This is a genomic window from Stackebrandtia soli (assembly GCF_965137155.1).
Classification (GTDB): domain Bacteria; phylum Actinomycetota; class Actinomycetes; order Mycobacteriales; family Micromonosporaceae; genus Stackebrandtia; species Stackebrandtia soli.
This window is the reverse complement of the sequence record NZ_CBCRZX010000001.1, coordinates 147890-166312: the sequence shown is the minus strand read 5'-3', so window position 1 is coordinate 166312 and position 18423 is coordinate 147890. Positions and strand designations below refer to the sequence as shown.

13 protein-coding genes are annotated in these 18423 nt (G+C 66.4%); 5 read left to right on the top strand and 8 right to left on the bottom strand.

Going from position 1 to position 18423, the window contains the following annotated elements; genetic code table 11:
* Positions 1-343 precede the first annotated feature (343 nt).
* A complete protein-coding gene (locus tag ACM9NP_RS00795) occupies positions 344-874 on the top strand; it encodes a hypothetical protein (protein WP_415644576.1) in 531 nt (176 codons plus the stop codon).
* A gap of 443 nt (positions 875-1317) precedes the next feature.
* On the opposite strand, the gene ACM9NP_RS00790 is transcribed toward ACM9NP_RS00795, so the two are convergent.
* Positions 1318-1632 carry a hypothetical protein gene (locus ACM9NP_RS00790; protein ID WP_415644575.1) on the bottom strand — a complete coding sequence of 105 codons (315 nt, stop codon included), beginning with the start codon at positions 1630-1632 and terminating at the stop codon, positions 1318-1320.
* Positions 1633-1726: 94 nt separating this feature from the next.
* On the opposite strand from ACM9NP_RS00790, the gene ACM9NP_RS00785 reads away from it, so the two are divergent.
* The gene (locus ACM9NP_RS00785) at positions 1727-2287 is read left to right on the top strand and encodes a hypothetical protein (RefSeq protein WP_415644574.1); all 561 of its coding nucleotides are present in this window, start codon (positions 1727-1729) and stop codon (positions 2285-2287) included.
* A gap of 62 nt (positions 2288-2349) precedes the next feature.
* Here ACM9NP_RS00785 and ACM9NP_RS00780 read toward each other — a convergent pair whose 3' ends face one another.
* Positions 2350-4839 (bottom strand): MMPL family transporter, encoded by a 2490-nt coding sequence (locus ACM9NP_RS00780; protein WP_415644573.1) that lies wholly within the window; start codon positions 4837-4839, stop codon positions 2350-2352.
* A 79-nt stretch (positions 4840-4918) separates the two neighbouring features.
* Here ACM9NP_RS00780 and ACM9NP_RS00775 point away from each other — a divergent pair, with 79 nt between their 5' ends.
* Positions 4919-5497 (top strand): TetR/AcrR family transcriptional regulator, encoded by a 579-nt coding sequence (locus ACM9NP_RS00775; protein ID WP_415644572.1) that lies wholly within the window; start codon positions 4919-4921, stop codon positions 5495-5497.
* 35 nt (positions 5498-5532) lie between these two features.
* On the opposite strand, the gene ACM9NP_RS00770 is transcribed toward ACM9NP_RS00775, so the two are convergent.
* Positions 5533-6084, bottom strand: a complete 552-nt coding sequence (locus ACM9NP_RS00770; protein ID WP_415644571.1) for a CbrC family protein — start codon at positions 6082-6084, stop codon at positions 5533-5535.
* Positions 6085-6621: 537 nt separating this feature from the next.
* On the opposite strand from ACM9NP_RS00770, the gene ACM9NP_RS00765 reads away from it, so the two are divergent.
* Positions 6622-9930 (top strand): S8 family serine peptidase, encoded by a 3309-nt coding sequence (locus ACM9NP_RS00765; RefSeq protein ID WP_415644570.1) that lies wholly within the window; start codon positions 6622-6624, stop codon positions 9928-9930.
* A 313-nt stretch (positions 9931-10243) separates the two neighbouring features.
* Here ACM9NP_RS00765 and ACM9NP_RS00760 read toward each other — a convergent pair whose 3' ends face one another.
* Positions 10244-10747, bottom strand: coding sequence for a M23 family metallopeptidase (locus tag ACM9NP_RS00760; RefSeq protein WP_415644661.1), 504 nt, complete (start codon positions 10745-10747; stop codon positions 10244-10246).
* 1071 nt (positions 10748-11818) lie between these two features.
* Here ACM9NP_RS00760 and ACM9NP_RS00755 point away from each other — a divergent pair.
* Positions 11819-12598: a DUF6292 family protein gene (locus ACM9NP_RS00755; RefSeq protein WP_415644569.1), complete on the top strand. Its 780-nt coding sequence runs from the start codon at positions 11819-11821 to the stop codon at positions 12596-12598.
* Between the two features lie 87 nt (positions 12599-12685).
* Here the strand turns inward: ACM9NP_RS00755 and ACM9NP_RS00750 are convergent, their stop codons facing one another.
* The 4 genes from ACM9NP_RS00750 to ACM9NP_RS00735 form a co-directional block, all read right to left on the bottom strand.
* Positions 12686-13393, bottom strand: coding sequence for a flavodoxin family protein (locus ACM9NP_RS00750; protein WP_415644568.1), 708 nt, complete (start codon positions 13391-13393; stop codon positions 12686-12688).
* A gap of 418 nt (positions 13394-13811) precedes the next feature.
* Positions 13812-14999 carry an isopeptide-forming domain-containing fimbrial protein gene (locus tag ACM9NP_RS00745; protein WP_415644567.1) on the bottom strand — a complete coding sequence of 396 codons (1188 nt, stop codon included), beginning with the start codon at positions 14997-14999 and terminating at the stop codon, positions 13812-13814.
* A gap of 177 nt (positions 15000-15176) precedes the next feature.
* Positions 15177-16340, bottom strand: coding sequence for a M24 family metallopeptidase (locus ACM9NP_RS00740; RefSeq protein ID WP_415644566.1), 1164 nt, complete (start codon positions 16338-16340; stop codon positions 15177-15179).
* A gap of 445 nt (positions 16341-16785) precedes the next feature.
* Positions 16786-18327: a DUF7507 domain-containing protein gene (locus ACM9NP_RS00735; RefSeq protein ID WP_415644565.1), complete on the bottom strand. Its 1542-nt coding sequence runs from the start codon at positions 18325-18327 to the stop codon at positions 16786-16788.
* Positions 18328-18423 lie beyond the last annotated feature (96 nt).

Below are 18423 nucleotides of genomic sequence, written 5' to 3'. Positions count from 1 at the left end.
GTCGGAAACACGCCTGATTTCGCAATTTGCCCAACCAAGCGAGACTTTTGCCCAACCAAGCGGAGTTCAGGTGGGGCGGAGCCGGAACTCGTTCGGCAGCGGCGTTCCGTGTCGGGAATTCGTCCGGCCGAGGCTCGGTGGGGTCGGGGTTCAACGAGTCTCGCCCGCTCATTGCGGCGCACAGCCTCGAAGTCCGCGGCTGGCGGAGCGCACAGGTATTTCGATGTCAGCATGTGCCGGGGCGGCGCGCAACGCCCGCGAGCGGGAAGCCGACGCGCCTCCGTTCGCGACGCGACTGGGTCGTTTCCGGGGATGGTCGCACCCGTAGGGCATTCTGGGGCAGATGAACTCGTCCGCATTCCGACTCCGCTGGATCGCCGAAACGTCAGACGACGGCGCGACCCGTTTGTGTCGCGTGCTGATCCGGACCGAGCTCGGGGTCGTGGGCGACCCCGAGGCGTGGTCGGTCGTCGGTCTCGTGCAGAAGGCCGTCGACGATCTCGTGTCGGCGATCGAACGTCAACCCGTGCTGGAAGTGCCCGAGGATCTCGATGCCGCGCGCTTGTTCGTCGCGTTGCGCATGTGGAACGGGCACGGTCGTCGGCCCGCCTTCCTCGCCGAAGACGTTCGGGGAGGCCTGTCAGGCAACGACTTCCGCGCCATTCCCACGGGCGCCGAGATTTTCGACGGCGAGATCGCGTACCTCGTGCGTACCGGCCCCGCACGGGCGCGACTGCTGTGGCGGGACTGGGCGACCGGCGAGATCCGCGAGGTCCTGACCGCAGTCGACGCCTATGTGTCGTCCTGGCAGGACATCCGGGCGGCGCTGGAGGCCGACGGCACCGGTACGATCCCGGCGACGTCGGGCGTATAGGCCGCCCACGTATCACCTGGGACGGAACGGTTTCCTGCATCATCCACATGGGAACCTGGATCGTCGCCATCGTTCGGCTCTCACGGTTGGCCATCCGAACCAGTGGTCTCGGGGCATGGACGATCGACGTCCTTCCCTCGGCGAGGGTGATTTCGGGCAGTGGGGGCCGCAGGTTGACGGCCGTGACCGAGCCGGTGGGAGGCGAGCGGGTCACGGGGTGAGCAAGTTGGGCCGGGACGATGATCGCCGCACCTTCACCGATCGTCGCTACACCGGTGAGATCGAATGACGCCCGCTCTCCTTGACGCCCGACTTGAACAACTCGGACGACCCCGACCGTCTCCGCCTGGGCGAGAACGGATCTGGCCCGATCCCCGTTCGAACCACGGCTCGCCACGCGCCCCCGCGACCGCGTCATAGCCCCTGCGCGTCCTACCCCAGATTCACGGAATGATCCGGTCGCGCGTCACGGTGAACGTGTCGCGCCCGTCCGGGCTCGTGACGCCGTCGGGGGAGGTGGAGATCGTCACGCCGCCGTCGTTCCCGACCTGTTCGTCCGCTCCACGGAGCACGCACGCGACCGTGACGGCGGCCGGGTAGTTCGAGTCCGGTTCCAGATCTTCGGCCGCACCGAAGATCGCGGCTTTGTCGACCAGGCTCCACGTGCGGCCGTCGGCGTCGATGAACTGGACTTCGATGAGACCGGGAAACGGTTCGTCGGCGATCCAACGAACCGCTTCACAGCGCAGTTCGGGCATTCGGCCTCCTCGATGCAGGAGCTCCAGTCTGTCCGAGGCACCGCCGAACAGGTGGGAAGGGGAGCGTTACCGTGAGCAGACGAGTCCGACGCTCTTGACGATCGGTGCGACCGACTCCGACGAGGGGAGTCGCGTCGGTGGTTCGCCGCCACTCGCCATCGACGACACCCTATTGTCCACTCACGACTATTTGTTGACCTTGGGCGTTGACACGGCCGACTGGCTTCGTGGACGGGAGTTGTCGGTGTTCCTCAGGCGAGGCTTCTCCATCGCCGACGACGACCTGGTCTACCCCGACATCGGTGCCCGCGTCGTCATCCACCCTCCGTCTCCGCGCGCCACGAACGGCCGTGGCGTCCTCGCGTCGATCGGAAGCGCCGCGCTCGTGCCGTACGTCGGCGAGGAGGCCCTGTCGTTCGTTCGCATCGGCGATGAGCCGCTACTGATTCAGAACGAGCCTTCGTACGCCAAGCCCGCGCTGGACGACGGCCTGCGGTTTCTGTTCCAGCTCAACGACGAGGGCTTCCCCGTCGACGGCCCGGTCGGCGAGTTCCTCGACGGCGACTACCTGTTCGGGTACGGCTCGCTCTACTTCTACGGGCGTGTGGACGACGCGGGCGCGCGGGACGTCGTGCCCGGCTTTCTCGACTTCTGAACCCGCCGAGGCGTTCACGAGGCGAACGGGTGCGGGGCGAATTCGCCCCGCACCCGGCGTCGTCAGTGCAGGTGGTGACGTCGTTCGAGCGCGGCGCCCTCGACGTCGACGTTCGGCAGGACACGGTCGAGCCAACGCGGCAGCCACCATGCCGACCGCCCGAGGAGGTGCATGAGCGCCGGCATGAGCAGGAGCCGTACGACGAAGGCGTCGACGAGGATGCCGAAGGCGAGGCCGAAGCCGAGCGGCCGGATGATGACCGATTCGGAGAACACGAAGCCGCCGAACACCGCGACCATGATCAAACCGGCTGCGATGACGACGGACCGTCCGGCCCGGAACCCTTGCACCACCGCTATTCGCGCCGAGGAGCCGTGCACGAACGCCTCACGCATTCCCGAGGCCAGGAACAGCTGGTAGTCCATCGCGAGTCCGAACAGGATTCCCACGAGGATGACGGGTAGGAAACTGAGGATCGGTCCGGTGCTGTCGATGCCGAGGGCGTCCGCGAGCCATCCCCATTGGAATACGGCGACGACGGTGCCGTACGTCGCGAACAGCGACAGGATGAATCCGCCGGTCGCGATGAGCGGCACGAGCAGCGACCGGAAGACGATGACCATGATCAGCAGCGACAACCCGACCACCACCGCCAGGTACGTCGGCAGAATGTCCTGAAGGGAATCGGAGATGTCGATGTTGATCGCGGCCTGTCCGGCGATGCCGAGGGTGATCTCGCCGTCGATGGGGGGCATCGACCGGAGTTCGTGGACGAGCCGTGCCGTCGACTCGCTGTTGGGGCCGTCGACGGGGACGACCTGGAACGCGGCGAGGCTGCTGTCGTCCGACACGGCGATCGGTGCGACGGCGGCGACGTCGTCGGTGTCCGCGATCGTTCGAGCGATCAGGGTTTGGGTGGCGAGCAGATCCTCGTCGGCGATGCCGTCCGGAAGGTCCGCCGTCACCAGCAGCGCCCCGTTCGCTCCCGCGCCGAATGCCTCCTCGGTGATGGTGAACGCGCGGTAGGAGGCCGAATCGGTCGGCTCGGACGAACCGTCGGGCAGGCCGAGTCGCATCGACAGTGCCGGAATGGCGATCGTGAGGAGCGCCGCCGCGATCGCCAGGACGCTGAACACCGCGCGGAGCGTCGACATCGGCCGAGCCTCCTTCGGCGTGGGCGTCTCCTCGGCGATGCGCGCACGGGTCCGGCGGGACAGGACGCGTTCGCCGATCAGGCCGAGCAGCGCCGGGGTGAGGCTGACCGACACGAGCACGGCGATCGCGACGCACGCCGCCCCGACCGTCCCCATGAGACCGAGGAAGGGGATGCCGGTGATGTTGAGCGCCAGCAGGGCCACGACGACGGTGGAGCCGGCGAAGACGACGGCGTTCCCGGCCGTGCCGTTGGCGATGCCGATCGACTCGTTGACGTCGGCTTTCTGCTGCAACTGTTTGCGGTGCCGGTTCATGATGAACAACGAGTAGTCGATGCCCACCGCCAGGCCCAGCATGATGCCGAGGACCGGTGTCACCGACGCCATCTGGACGACGTCGGAGAACGCGAGCGCGGCGAGCACACCGATGCCGACGCCGACCATCGCGGTGACGATCGGGAGTGCCGTCGCGATGAGTGTGCCGAACATGATCAGGAGTACGACGGCGGCGATGCCGACGCCGACGACCTCGCCCACGCCGAGGATCTCGGGGACACCCTGAGCGATGTCCGTGGAGAAGGAGACGTCGACACCGTCGATCGGTTCGGATTCGAAGTGCTCGATGACGGATTCCTTGGTCGAATCCTGCAGGTCGAGGCGGGGTTCGGTGAAGGCGACGTTGACGAGGGCCGCCGAGCCGTCCTCGGAGACGACGCGGATCTCGTCGGCCAGCGTGAGCAGTTCCGTGCCGAGGTCCAGTTGTTCGCTCTGCTCGTCGAGTTCGGTGCGGGACGCGTCGAGCGTCTCCTGTTCCTCGGTGAGCGTCGCCAGGCTGTCGTCGAGCTGGGTCTGCTGTTCGTCGAGGGCGGCGAGCTGCTCCGGGGGCGCTCCGGCCGCCTCCGCCTGGTCCCGGGCGGCGTCGAGCTGGCCTTGTGCCTCGTCAAGCTGTTCGAATCCCTCGTCGAGTTGGACCTGACCTCCGTCGATCTGCTCCCGGGCGTCCTCGATCTGCTGCCGTCCGTCCTCCAGCTCCTGCTGACGGTCGGCCCGTTCCTGTTCGGTCTCGAACGGGTCTATGACGTTCGCGACGTCCGGCAGGTCGTCACCGTCGGCGACGAGCGCGCTGATCCGAGCGCGCTGGTCCTCCGTCAACGCGGAGCCGTCTTTCGTGGAGAAGACGACCGTCCCCGACGCTCCGCTGAAGTCCGGGAGCTTCTTCTCCAGATCGGCGATGACGGCGGAGGAGGCGGTGTTGGGGATGTCGAAGCTCGTCGTAAGCCCTCCGAAGCCGGCGACGAAGCCCGCCCCCGCAATCCCCAGCACGGCGATCCACACCGCGATCACCGTCCACGCTCTTCGTGCCGCGAACTTGCCCAAGCGGTAAAGCAGTTCCGCCATCGTCGTTCCCCTTCCGTGAAAAAGCCTGATCAATAATACGCAACGTTGTGTCTCGTTAATCATCCGTATGATGTCACCCATGTCTGAGCGTCGCCGCGGGGCGGTACGCAGCGAGACCGCGCGTCTGGCCATCTTGAATGCGACCGCGCGCCTTTTCGCCGTGTCCGGTTACGAGAATCTCGCGATGGAGAGCATCGCCGCCGAAGCCGGAGTCGCCAAGCAGACGATCTACCGCTGGTGGCCCTCCAAGGGCGCCCTCGTCGCGGAATGCCTGCTCGAAGGCCTGCTACTGCCCGAGCGCTTCGCCATGCCCGACACCGGAGCCATCCGCGCCGACCTTATCGCCTGGACCACGGAACTTTTCGGGATACTGCGCGAACCCGGCGGCGAGGGGATTCTGCGGTCGCTCATCGCCGCCGCCACCGAGAACGCCGACGTCGGACGCCGACTGCGCGACGCGCTCGGCTCACCGGGCTCCATCGCCGGACGACTCTCCTCCGCCGTCGACGCGGGGCAGCTCCGCTCCGACGCGCCCCTCCAGGAGATCAGCGAGGCACTCGTCGGGGTCGTGCTCCTGCGCGCGCTCAGCCGATCCATCGTGACCACGGGAGACGTCGAGGTCCTCGTCGACGCCCTCCTCGCGGGGGCCAAACGCTGACGAACGCACGTGGGCGTTCCGTACCCGCGATGGTCTTATGAGGCGTCGGCGTGCAGACGGTGCGCGCCGCAGACGACGCAGCGGAACAGGTAGCCGGTCAAATCCCCGTCCCGGCTGAGGTAATCCCGAAGGACCTCGCCGGGGAAACCGATCCCGCCGTCGACGTCGGCCGCGAAGTCGGGCTCCACCAGGTACTCGGTGATGTCGGTCGAATCGACGTATCCGAGGAACGCGCACGGGAATCCACAGTGCGAGCGCCACCGCTCCTGTTGCCAGGAGGGGTAACCGGGGGTTCTGTTTGCGACCTCCGAAGCGCACTCCCGATCGACCGTCACCGCTTCGTCCGGATCGACCGGGACGCCGTCGATGCCGAGCCAGTCGTTGAAGGAGCCCTTGAATCGTCGGGCGGCGGTCCCGTCGGCGACGCACCACGGGCATAGGTAGTCCGGCTTGTCGACGGCGTAGAACGAGGCCGTGTAACGCAGTTCGCGGTCCGAGTCGCACGCGTCGCAGCGCCCCGAGCGCTCCTCGAAGAGCCCGAGTTCATAGGCGTTCGGGCTGAACCGGAATACCGGAGGAGTGGTCACGGCTGTCGATCGTACGCCGGGTCGACGCGATCGCTCGCGCTCCGTCGACGGTGCGGGGCGCGCGATGCACCGGTGTCGTCGCGGGGTGCCCACTCCGAGTCGGGCGGCGCGGCGCCGGACGGAATCCGTACACAGTGGCTGATCAAGGTCGACCTCGTGCTCGTGCTCGTTCATCGAGAGGTCCGATATGGAAGCGTGGAGTGCTCCCGTTGGGTCACAACGTGACCCTCGTCCTAAAGTCCTCAAGGTCCTCGACGGCGCATTCGACGCGCGTCGAAATCCATCTGCTGCGCCAGGCAACCTTTCCAGCGTCTAATCTCGTCATCTGATTGCGTATGTCGTAGGGCATGCGCGTAGAGGTCGTCCGTTGATCCCAGCAATGTGCGAGGCACGCGTCGAGCGTCAGCGCCGAACCGTCCCGACGGTCCGGTCCTGGACACGGTGACGCGAGTCGTCGCCGAGTCGCTGGACACCGGCCCGGCCCCTGCACCCAATCGATGCGGTCGCCCCTCAAGCCGACCGCACCAGGAGGCACGTGTGAGTCAAAAGAGAAGACTGTTCGGTGGACGACCCCGACGCCGCGCCATCGTCGTGGGGGCGGCGGTCACGGCCACCGCGCTCGGCGTCACGCTCGCGGCCGGGCCGTGGGCATGGTCCGACCCGGCGGGCGCGACCCCGGAATGGGCGTCCGACCCGCAGAACGTCCAGACCATCACCCTGATCACCGGGGACCGGGTCACCATCGATACCGGCAACGCGAAGATCGCGCCGCGCATCACGCCCGGAGAGGGCCGTGAAGGCGTCAACTTCGCCGTAGAGTCGTTCAACGGCAAGACCTTCGTCCTGCCGAGCGACGCCAGAACCCTCGTCGACACCGGCAAACTCGACAAGCGACTGTTCGATGTCACCACCCTCATCAAGGACGGATACGGCGACACGAAGAGGGACTCGATCCCGCTGCTGACGGAGACCGGTGACGGCTCCGCACAGGTCGCCGACAACGCGGGAGCGAAGATCACCGCGTCCATGCCGACGCTCGGCTTCGTCGCGACGGAGCAACCGAAGAGCGCCACCGGTGAACTGTGGGCCGCCATGACGACGGCCGGTGACGTCACGACGCTCACCGGTGGCGTGGACCGTGTCTGGCTCGACGGGAAGCGCGAACTGCTGCTCGACCACAGCGTCGGCCAGATCGGCGCCCCGGACGCGTGGGACGCCGGCTACACCGGTCAGGGCGTCAACATCGCCGTCCTCGACACCGGCATCGACGCCGACCACCGTGACCTGACCGACTCGATCGTCGGCCTCGAGGACTTCACCGGCGGCGACGACACGACCGACAACGTCGGTCACGGAACCCATGTCGCCTCGACCATCGCGGGATCGGGAGCCGATTCCGGCGGCCTCTACAGGGGAGTCGCCCCGGACGCGAACCTGCTCATCGGCAAGGTCTGCGTCATGGACGGCTGCGAGGAGTCGGACATCCTCGCCGGAATGGAATGGGCCGCCGAACAGGGCGCGAACATCGTCAACCTCAGCCTCGGCGGCTGGGACACCCCCGAGATGGACCCGCTGGAGCAGGCCGTCGAAGACCTCACCGCCGAGTTCGACACGCTGTTCGTCATCGCCGCCGGAAACGACGGCTCTGATGAGACGGTCGGATCGCCCAGCAGCGCGCCATCGGCGCTATCCGTTGGCGCCGTTGACGATGAAGACCAACTCGCCGAGTTCTCCAGCCGCGGACCGCGCGTCGGTGACTACGGCCTGAAACCGGAGATCACCGCGCCGGGTGTCGACATCGTCGCCGCACAGGCGGCGGGTACCGAGATGGGCCCCCCGGTCGGCGACGGCTACGTCTCCGCCTCCGGGACCTCGATGGCGACTCCGCACGTCGCGGGCACCGCCGCGCTTCTCGCGCAACAGCACCGCGACTGGTCCGCGGCGCGTCTGAAGGCCGCCATTATGGCGTCCGCGAAGCCGAACGGTGACCTCACTGCCTTCGAACAGGGCGCGGGCCGCGTCGACGTCACCCGGGCCATCGCCCAGGACGCCTACGCCGAACCGTCCGCAGTGTCGCTGGGCATCGCCGCCTGGCCGCAGCAGGACGACGAGCCCGTCACCGAGACCGTGACTCTTCACAACCCCGGTGACACCGCACTGAATCTCGACCTCGCGCTGGCGTCGAACGGCCCCGGCGGAGCCGCTCCCGAGGGCATGTTCACGACGAACGTCCAGAGCATCGAGATTCCCGCAGGCGGAACCGCCACGGTCGACATCACGACCGACCTGGCCCTCACCGCCGACCCGGGCTACTACACCGCGCACGTCACCGCGACCGATGGAACCACGTCGGTCGTCGTTCCCGTCGGCGTCTACGCCGAGCCCGAGAGCCACACCGTCTCATTCGACGCGCTCGGCGCCGATGGTGCCGCCGCGGCCGCGAACGTCTCGATGATCTCCCTGGACAACGACACCTGGTACGACGTCCGAGTGTCCGAAAAGGGTGATGAGGTGCGCCTTCCCGCAGGGGAGTACCACGTGAACGTCTGGATGGAGGACGCGGACAGCGGCGAACTCACGTTGCTCTACTACCCGGTGCTCGTCGTCGCCGAGGGCACGGCGGTCACCTTCGACGCGCGCGACGCGGGACCGGTCGACATCACCGTCCCGAACAATAAGGCCACACCCGGTTTGGCCGCGCTCGTGGCCGACCGCGTCATCGGTGAGGACTGGTCACTGTCCACGATGGCGCTCGTCGATGACCTGTCGCAGTTGAACATCACGCAGGTCGGTGAGGACACCCGGGGCGAGACCACGACCGTCTTCCACGGCCGTTGGTCAACTCAGCAGCAGGCCGGCGCCAACGGCACGGGAAAGATCCCCCAGGGTTACACCATCACCTTCGCGGAGGACGGTTTCCCGACCGGATACACCCGGGACGTGGCCAAGTCGGATCTGGCGAAGATCATCGTCGACTATCGCTACCCGGCAGACGACACCTCCGTGTCCTTCCGGTCCTGGGACGCGACACTCGAGAACGGCATGGGCATCGGCACCGGCCAGGCCGTCGGCTCCGAGACGACGCAGCACGAGTACATCAACGTGACGCCCGAGGTCCAGTGGTCCGGCTCGTTCGAGCAGGTCGACGCCGAGACCTACGCCTTCCTGCGCGGTCAGGACGGCGCTGTGCGCGACTACGAGGCGGGCGAGACCTACGACGAGACCTGGGGAACGGCCGTCATCGGTCCATGCGCCGCGTTCAGTGATCGCTCCGCGAGCGAGATGACGGTGGTGTCCTTCATGCACTGTGAGGGCACACCGGGGAACATTGGTGACATCGCGACCGACTCCGCCAGCACGAAGCTCTACTTCGGTGACGAACTCGTCGGTGAGTCGGAGGATTCGGGCGTCGGCTACTTCGACTCCGAGGAGTCGGGCACCTTCCGAATGGAAGCCGAATCGGAGCAGTCCAGGACGGACCTGTCCACTCGGATCAGTTCTACATGGACCTTCGAATCGCAGTTCAACGAGGAGGGCTCGTTCGTTCTCCTGCCGACGGTTCGCTTCATGCCGGACGGGCTGGACGACGCCAACACGGCGCCGGCCGGTGAATCCACGGTCGTCGACTACCTCACGGAAGCTGGCACCGAGGCGATCGGCGCCGATGATCTCGTGATCGAGGTGTCCCTCGACGACGGCGAGACCTGGACCGAGGTCACCCTCGACGACGGCTCCTTCAGCGTCGACAACCCCGATAAGGGTTACGTCTCTTTGCGCGCCAAGGGAACCGACGACAACGGCAGCACCTTCGAGCACACCATCATCCACGCCTACCGCGTCGGATAGTCCCCATCGGAACGGCCGCCGCCTCTGTCTTCATGGAGGTGGCGGCCTTTTTATGCGGCATCGGAAGCGACTCATGGCGTGTCGTCCGAGCGCGTGATATCGGCGTGGGTTCGCCGTGGCCAGTCAAGCGATTCGGATGTCAGGCCATTAACGGTAAGCAGTATTGGATGTTGAATTCGGTCGTGAATCATTCTCATAATCGCGACGCGCGTGTTCCCGGCTTCAGTCGGGGATCATTCGATGTTCTGTGTGGTCGATCGATGGAACGTGCGGTGCACGGACCGCGAATACGGTCCGTGCGCCGGGTTCGCGATCAGGCGTAGTAATTCACGCTTTGCGGCCAGGTTCCCGTGTAAGGGGTCCAGCCTTGGAGGGTGGCGGGAATGCCGACGCGGGTGTAGCAGTTGATCACCTGGAAGTGAAGGTGCGGCGCGGTCGATGCTCCGGTGCTGCCGGACCAGCCGACGACTCGGCCTTGGGGGACCCAGTCGCCGGTGTTGTAGATCGCCCTGTTCAAGTGCGCGTAATGGGTGCAGGTGCCGTTCGAGTGTCGAATGATGACCTCGATGCCGTTCTGCCAGTACGGTGACCAGTCCGATACGAGGATCTCTCCACCTTGGGCGGCCGAGACCTCGTAGTTGGCGGGGAGGCCGAAGTCCCAGGCGTACTCGTTGTACGGCCCGACGTGCGAGTACGTTCCTTCGGGGCCTTGCGTGACCATGTAGGACTCGCCGGCCGGGTAGGGGAGTTCATAGTAGTAGTCGGCCGCTGATGCCTGAGTGGACCCGGCGACCAGGATGCCGGACGCCGCCGCCAGCGTGACCGCTACGGCGCGGGTCGTGCGCCACAGTCTTGTCGCTCGCTTCAGCTTCTTCTCGTTTCTTTGCCGGAGCCCCTGTAGGAACAGAGGTCCAGACGATTAAGCCCGACAACCGTTCTCAAGTCAATGGGGTGGGGAGCGCCCTCCCCGATTTGTCTTCGGCCCTGAATGGCTCTTCGTACTCGATCTTCCGCGGTGACGTCGCGAAAGTTCCACATTCGCACACGGATTGGCTCTGATATCGTGACGGCCGAACCGCGTCGGAATCCCGGGATGCGAGTTCCGCCTGAACATTCCGATCCGATCGACACAAGTCACGTCCTATCCGGATCGTCGTCGCCGGCTCGTGTCCCTGACGATCGCAAAACGCACAAACCGTCCACAATAAAGAGATGCCCTCGATTGGGCTTCGGCGTCACACTGACAGTCGGTGTTGAAGTGCCGCTCGTGGCACGCGGGTCAGGTGTCGTGACCTGCGGCGTGGTTCCAACGCTTCTCGGTCAGTCGTGGGACGGCGGTATGCTCGCGCCCGTACCGCTCGAGCCCGGGCGCCAACCGGCGCCGGCCGAACCGCCCTCGGCGGATGCCGGACCACGGCAGCGGCCAGCGCGTCGGCCACAACAGACGACGGCAACCCCCATCACTTCGCCCAGCCGAGCGCGCCCCCAGCATGGCGAGCCCGGTGACGACCGCCGATCCGACCAGGATCCGCGAGGCCACCCGATCGACTCCGAGTCCATGCCGGCAGCCGTCGGAACCGGCCCACGTCCACCCACGTCTTATTCCACTCTCGATGGACGGCCACCGCGGGGAAGGTCTCCCGCATGTCCCGATACGTATTGGCTCGCAAGTGATCCCCGAACCGCGACGGTTCACCGCAGAACCAGCACTTCTCGGCCTTTCCACGCGCGCCCGGCTCGGGAGCTCTGGACACAATCGGACGAAACGGCGACGTGACCGACCCAGGTGTACCAGTTCTCGCGCTCCGACCCCGCCGCACGTGAGTCGCCGAAAGGCCCGAAGTCTCAGTTTCCGGGGCCGGTCCTGTGTGGGATGTACTCTCCCGGTATGGATGAACCCGAGCGCATCAAAGCGATCTCCGCTGCGGCTGGCGGTTATCTGATCGCGACCGTGACATCACTGCTGGAAGACGGCGTTCCCGTTCGGGGCCTGGACATCATGGACGATGACTGGGGCCTCGGAGACCAGGGGCTTCCGGAAGTCCTGGCACATCTCGCGATCCCCGAGAACTACGTGCGGTCGCTGGGCGGGCCGCGCTGCGTGGACGTCGCCCTGTACTGGTCGTCCCTCTTCGGCTGGCAGCTTTACGTGGAGACTGCCGACCGTGAGATCGAGGACCGCGACAGTTACATGGGCGCTGGACTGGTGCCGGCGCCGCAACGGGTCAGTTCGTTCGTGACCGCCGCGCTGGCGTTCCCGGAGGATGTCGGGAGCGAGGAGGAACCTGCCTACGACTCCCGTGGCACCGGGCTGGATCGACTCCTGACCTCGCTCAGCGGCTACCACCCCGAGCGTGTGGACGCCGTGTCGCCCGAGGATCGGGCGCGATCGTTGTACGAGACCCACCTGCACTCGCACGTTCTGGCCGACCTCAACGGGGCGGACGACACCCGGTTGATAGCCGTCAGGGCGTCCGAGATCGACGCTTTGGCCCGCTGGTCCTCCTGGTACAGCACGGATCAGTGCGTCGACGCAGCGGATCTTCTGCAACGGCTCACGATCGACCTGGCGCGGCGATATCGCGCGTCCCGATTCAGCGACGGTCCAGCGCCGACCATTCCCGAGCAACACAGCTCGGCGGCGATTCACGCGCAGAGCGACGGGTAGGGCTCAAGGTCGGAGTCGGGTCGAGCGCGGCCCGGGCCCCGCCGAACGGGGGGACGCCGAGGCGTCCGGGTGTCCTGTCCGTCATCGCTACTCCGGGTTCTCGAAGCCGTATCGCTCGCCAGACGCCCAGTCGGACGGCTTGTTGCCGTAGGCCGGTATGCCACCGGAGCGCTTCAACATCGCGGCCATGTGCATCAGGTTCCAGGCGGCGAAGGTCGTGTTGCGGTTGGTGAAGTCGTTGTCCGGGCCACCGGATCCCTCGTCCAGATACGACGGCCCCGGGCCCGCCTCGCCGATCCAGCCCGCGTCGGACTGCGGTGGAATCGTGTATCCGATGTGCTGGAGGCTGTAAAGGACGTCCATGGCACAGTGCTTGATGCCGTCCTCGTTGCCCGTGATCAGACAGCCCCCGACCTTTCCGTAGTAGACGTACTGCCCGGCGTCGTTGAGTTCACCCGAGCACGAGTAGAGCCGTTCGATGACGCGTTTCATGACCGAGGAGTTGTCACCCAGCCAGATCGGTCCCGCCAACACGAGGATGTCGGCTTCCAGGATTCGGCGATACAGGCCCGGCCACGCGTCGGTGGCCGCCCCGTGCTCGGTCATGTCCGGCTGCACGCCGGGGGCGATGTCCTCGTCGACGGCGCGAATGAGTTCGGTGGTCACGCCTCGCTTTTCCATGACCGCGCGACTTCGGTCGATGAGCCCCTCGGTGTTGCTCTTCTCCGGCGACGGCTTGAGCGTGCAGTTGACGTACATGGCCCGTAGGTCGTCGAATCGGTAGTCATCGCCCATACGGGACATCCTGCCTGACCGTGCCCGACGGCACCGGCCAACGCGATTAAGCGCAGTGATGTCGTGTTCGTGGTCGGATGGCGAGATGGACCGCGATCGGGGCGCTCGGTCGGTTGTCGCGATCGGAGTGCGCGGGTTCTCGCGCCAGTGTCGTGAACAAGGACAGCGCGACGTCGTCGACGATGGTGTGTAGGGCACCGTCGTCGGCCTGGCGAGTGAAGGGTTCAGGCGCTGCCGTCGCACATGGGTGCGAACAGGCCTGGTCTGGAATGTCGGTCGGGCCGAGCTCGCCGTGTTCGCGCGTCGCGGCGCCGTTCCGCGAACAGTCGACCTCCTTCCGATCGGGTCGCAGTCGTGTCAGATCTCAGGCGTTCGGCGTCCAAGGCGGTGTTCGTCCGGGCGCGGAGAACGACGTCGCTCACGTCATCACGGAGTGGCCGGAGCGCCGTCGTGTCACGAAGACGCCGATGGCCCCGGTCGCCACGAGGGCGGCGCCGACCGCGATCCATGACTCGAGACCATTACCGGTGACCGCCAGGTGCGGAGGTACGACGACGTCGTGTCGGACTTCGGCCGACTTTGTGCTCACCTGCTGGGCGAGCAAGGGCAGTAGATACGTCACGGTGGCGCGGTTGGAGATGACGGTGCCGATGTCGTCGACTTCCACCGTGAATCCGACCGACACCGTGTCTCCGACAGCGACGGTGCCCTCATCGGTCGGGCCCGCGCCGTCTCCGACACGGAATGTCAGCGCCCGCGTCGACGGGTCGTACTCCGCGCGATCCCCGTCGGTGGAATCCGTCTGCGTCGATCCGTCGATTGTGGCGCTGCCGGGTAGGTAGGTCGCTCCCTCGGGGATCGTGTCCGTGATGGCGGTGTCGTTCGATGAGTTCCCACCGACGTTGGCGACGGTGATCGTGTAATCGATGTGATCACCGGGTTGGACACTGCTTCCCGGCCGTGGGTCGGCGTCCTTGGAAATCGACAGGCAGGCGGGGTCGCCGAACTCGATCCCGTCGAGGAAGTTGCCGATTGTCGGGTCCCCGGCCCCGGTGTCGACGGCGTTGAAACCGAAACGCGTCACGGTCTGTCCAGCCGGGGCCTCATAGCTTCCGAGGTGCTGCGTCCATGAGTGTTCCCCATCGGCGAACTCGCCCAGTTCGACGTAGGGACCCCCGGGAGGACCCGCGACGACGTTCATGGTGTCGATGTCGTCCCCGGCGGTCTGATCCCTCGCACGATGCTCGAGTCCCCAATAGACCGTTGTGTTCGGTGTGGTCGAGATGTCCTGATAGAGGGCCGAAGCGACGTTGGCGTTCAGTTCCACGAACTGGCGTCCCGAAGCGGCCTCCACTTCGGTGCCTCGGTTGGCCCACTCGTTCCCGGGGCCCCACACCTCGATCAGGTTGTCGGCCGCGGTCGTACGCCAAGGGGGAATGTCGTCCGCGCTGACCTTCTTGATGGACCCTCCGAGGAACGGCTCCTCGAAGCCGCCGTTCTCGAGCTTGGCCCGCGCGGGAGCGCAGTCTTCGGGCTCCGCGAAGGCCGGGCCCGGCGAGATCGCGCCACTGATCAACGCGATGGCGACGAGTCCTCGATACTTCATCTGGCAATACCCCTCTGTCGTTGGATTCCGGCGAGGGGCCAGGCGTGGATCCGAAATGGATATCGCGGAGACCGGAGTGTTGGTGATGGTAGTCGGACGTGGTGCGCGCGAGGGATCAGGGGCCGTCGCGACTGGGACGGGAGCCTTGACGCTCGCGTCACCGCGTCAGGGGCTCGATCACACGACCCGCACGGTGTGGTCGGACCGGGTCAGTCGCTCCACCCCGGACTCGGTCACGACGACGACGTCCTCCAGTCGCACGCCGAAGCGCCCCGGCAGGTAGACGGCCGGTTCGAGCGAGAAGCACATGCCGGACGCGACCCGTCCCAGTTCCCCGGGGTCGATGTACGGCGGCTCGAACGTCGTCATGCCGACCCCATGCCCCGTCATGTGCGGATAGAAGTCCCCGTAGCCCGCCTCGTCGATGACGGAACGCGCCGCGGCGTCGATGTCCTTACAGGACGCGCCGGGTCGGATGACGCTCATCGCCGCTTCGAGCGCCTCACGGACGACTTCGTGGACGGAGCGGAGCGTCGCGTCGGGCGTTCGATCGGCGACGACGGTGCGGGCCAGGTCGGACCCGTAACCGTTTCGGATGCCGCCGAAATCGATGAGGACCGGATCGCCCTCGGCGATACGGCGTTCTGAGGATCGTGGATACGCGCCGTGCAAGGTCTCGTGGTGGGGTCGTGCCGTGCCCGTTCCCGAGTCCACCATGACGAAGTCGATGTGGTCGTAACCATGCGAGTGCATGGCGGCGATCATTCGTTCGGCCAACTCGCGGTCGCTGAGGTCACGGATTCCGGTGGAGGTGAAGGTGTCGAAGCAGGCGTCAGCGGCCGCCGCGGCGTCCTTCAACAGCGAGATCTCCTCGGCGTCCTTGACTATGCGAAATGCCAGAGACGTCGCCGTCAGCGGTACGAACTCGACGTCCGGGCGAAGAGCTTGGAGGCGGGAGAGGTGCCCGGCCGGCATGTCTTCGGAGAAGCCGACTCGTTTCCCGTACGGCAGGACCTCGGCGATGTGCGAATGAAGATCGCGGTTCGCCGTCGTTCCCCGAACATCGACACCGTCCGCCACGAGGGATTCGACGGTCGTCACCAGCGACACCGGAACGAACAGAGTGGGTTCCTGATCGGACGGCACTACCAGCAGCACATGCCGCGCCACCGCCGGTGGCGGCTGATACCTCGTCAGGTACTCGAGATCCGGCCCCGGGCCGATCAAGGCTCCGGTGACCCGGTCACTGGCGATCTGTCGATGCGCGCGCTCCCACCGAGTCCGGGCGCGCGACTGCGAGAACTCGGCTGGGGATTCATCGTTCGTCGGCCGATCACGCACTGCCCGCACCACACAATCGTCGAGTATCGCTGCTCTGCACAATGTGGCTATCTGACCATGACTTCCCTCGAACTCTGGCCGAATGGGAGCATGTGGCGACGAAATGTCAGGCTGGAGGCAATCGACGCGTCAGGACGAGATCACGGGGTTGTGGGTCCGTCCACCTCGACCGGTCAAGGCTTCGAGCGGGGCCCGGATGTCGCGACCGCGCGGCCGTTCGCGAACCCGAGAACCGACGAACTCCCACCCCGGTACCCCTTTCGCACCCCCGATCACGTCACGTGGCACGCACGCGCAAAGGACGGTCAAAGCGGTCGAGCGCGGTGAATGGGCCTCGGTGAACGTGTTCGGACCCGGGCCCCGTTCGGGCGAGCGACACCGCGCTCGGACGTGCGGTGATCCAGCATCACCACGAGGTCCGCAACGGCGCCCCGTGGCCGTCCGGTCAGGAGCGCAGGCGGCGGCTAACGAACAGTCCGATCGCGCCGAGAGCGGTCAGGACCACGCCCAGGAGGGCGAACGGTGTGACGTCCCTGCCGGTCACCGGGAGCACGGGCTTGGGCTTCGGCTGCGGTTTCGGGTGCGGCTTGGGATCCGCCGCCGTCTTGACGGTGACCGTTGCTTCCGGAGACAGGACCGCGCCGTCCTGCCCGGACGCGATGGCGTGGTTGACGACCTCGCCGTCCTTGCCGTCGGACGCGGTCACGGTGTACTCGCCGTGGCAGGTGGTGCTGTCACCCGGTTCGCCGATGGGAGCGAGAGAGGTCGAGTCGCATTCGATGTCGCGAACACGGTCGTCGTCGATTTCGATGTCCTCGATGGTGACGCCGGATTCGTTCGTCACGTTGTACGTGTAGTCGATGACGTCGCCGACGCGGTATGTCCGTGAGGTGTCGGCGCTCTTCTCCAGGCCGAGCACGGGCAACGGGCGCTCGGTGCGGACGCTGAGGTTCCCTATGAGATGGACGTCGGTGAACAGGCCCGTGGACGCGGCGAATCCGAACTTGTAGCTGTCCGGGACGGGTTCGGGCGCGGCGAAGTCGAGGACGCGTTGGGTTCCATTGCCGTCGTGGAAGTCGATGTCGACGGTGACCTGCGGTGATGGAGCGGGCGACACCGCCACGGTGACGGTGCGGGCCGAGTCGCGTAGCAACGTGTCGGCCTCCTGCGGCGTGACGCCGGGCGGCATGGTCGTCAACGGTCCCTGCAGGTCTCCGGGCAAGGTCGAGGGCCATGGTCCTGTCGTGGTGAAGTTGCTGGTCGTGGCGGTCAGGAAGCAGTATCCGTCGACGCCATCGCCGGGGCCGCGGACCGTCACCATGTTCTGTCCGGGCCCGGGGACGTGGAAGCCCGTTCCGGCGGGGGACCGTTCCGCACAACCGTTTCCGCGCTGTTCCCAGTCTCCGAAGTAGTTGCCGAGCACGTCCAAGCCGACGCCAAGGTATCCGTTGTCCACACCGGGCAGGAATGGCTGGGAGGGGTCGTCATTGGGGAGTTTCTGCGCGTAGCCGAGACTCCCGCCGAACGCCCCGGGCTCCGTCAGCCCGCCGGCGCCGTCCACGAGAAAGAACGAGATTCCGTCCGCGTCCGCGATCGGGGTGGTCGATCCGTACTGGTACTGGTCGAACGTCACCTGAACACCCTCGTTGGACGGGATCGGTTGATCGAACAGGACGGCGCCCGACTGGTCGTTGCTCGCGTCGGTGAGCTGGAGGAACCCGTACGGCGCTCCGTCGATGGGTGGCACCGGCCCGCCCTGATGCGTCTCACACGAATCCAACGACCCGGAGGTGCCCGCTGCGGCTCCGGTCAAACACGCGGACCCGTAGCCCTGGAATCGCGGATCGGCGGTCGCGTCCCGGAAGGTCTCGGCGACGAGCGGGGCGGTGGCCCAGGACGCTGCGAACGCGGGTGTCGGTGCGGAGATCAGCCCGAGGGACACTCCCACCACCGCGAGTCGAGTGATGAAAAGGTGACTCTTAGGCATGGTCGGTACGTTAGCAGGATGTGGTCGCTCCATAGCAGAAACCGGAAGTCGATAGGTCAAGGGCCTCGACTCTCAAGGTTCCACTTTTGAGTGATA

Coding starts and splice junctions, on each gene's coding strand:
- ACM9NP_RS00790 (WP_415644575.1), bottom strand. CDS start 1,632: ATGCCCGAACTGCGCTGTGAAGCGGTTCGTTGGATCGCCGACGAACCG.
- ACM9NP_RS00795 (WP_415644576.1), top strand. CDS start 344: ATGAACTCGTCCGCATTCCGACTCCGCTGGATCGCCGAAACGTCAGAC.
- ACM9NP_RS00780 (WP_415644573.1), bottom strand. CDS start 4,839: ATGGCGGAACTGCTTTACCGCTTGGGCAAGTTCGCGGCACGAAGAGCG.
- ACM9NP_RS00745 (WP_415644567.1), bottom strand. CDS start 14,999: ATGAAGTATCGAGGACTCGTCGCCATCGCGTTGATCAGTGGCGCGATC.
- ACM9NP_RS00750 (WP_415644568.1), bottom strand. CDS start 13,393: ATGGGCGATGACTACCGATTCGACGACCTACGGGCCATGTACGTCAAC.
- ACM9NP_RS00775 (WP_415644572.1), top strand. CDS start 4,919: ATGTCTGAGCGTCGCCGCGGGGCGGTACGCAGCGAGACCGCGCGTCTG.
- ACM9NP_RS00755 (WP_415644569.1), top strand. CDS start 11,819: ATGGATGAACCCGAGCGCATCAAAGCGATCTCCGCTGCGGCTGGCGGT.
- ACM9NP_RS00735 (WP_415644565.1), bottom strand. CDS start 18,327: ATGCCTAAGAGTCACCTTTTCATCACTCGACTCGCGGTGGTGGGAGTG.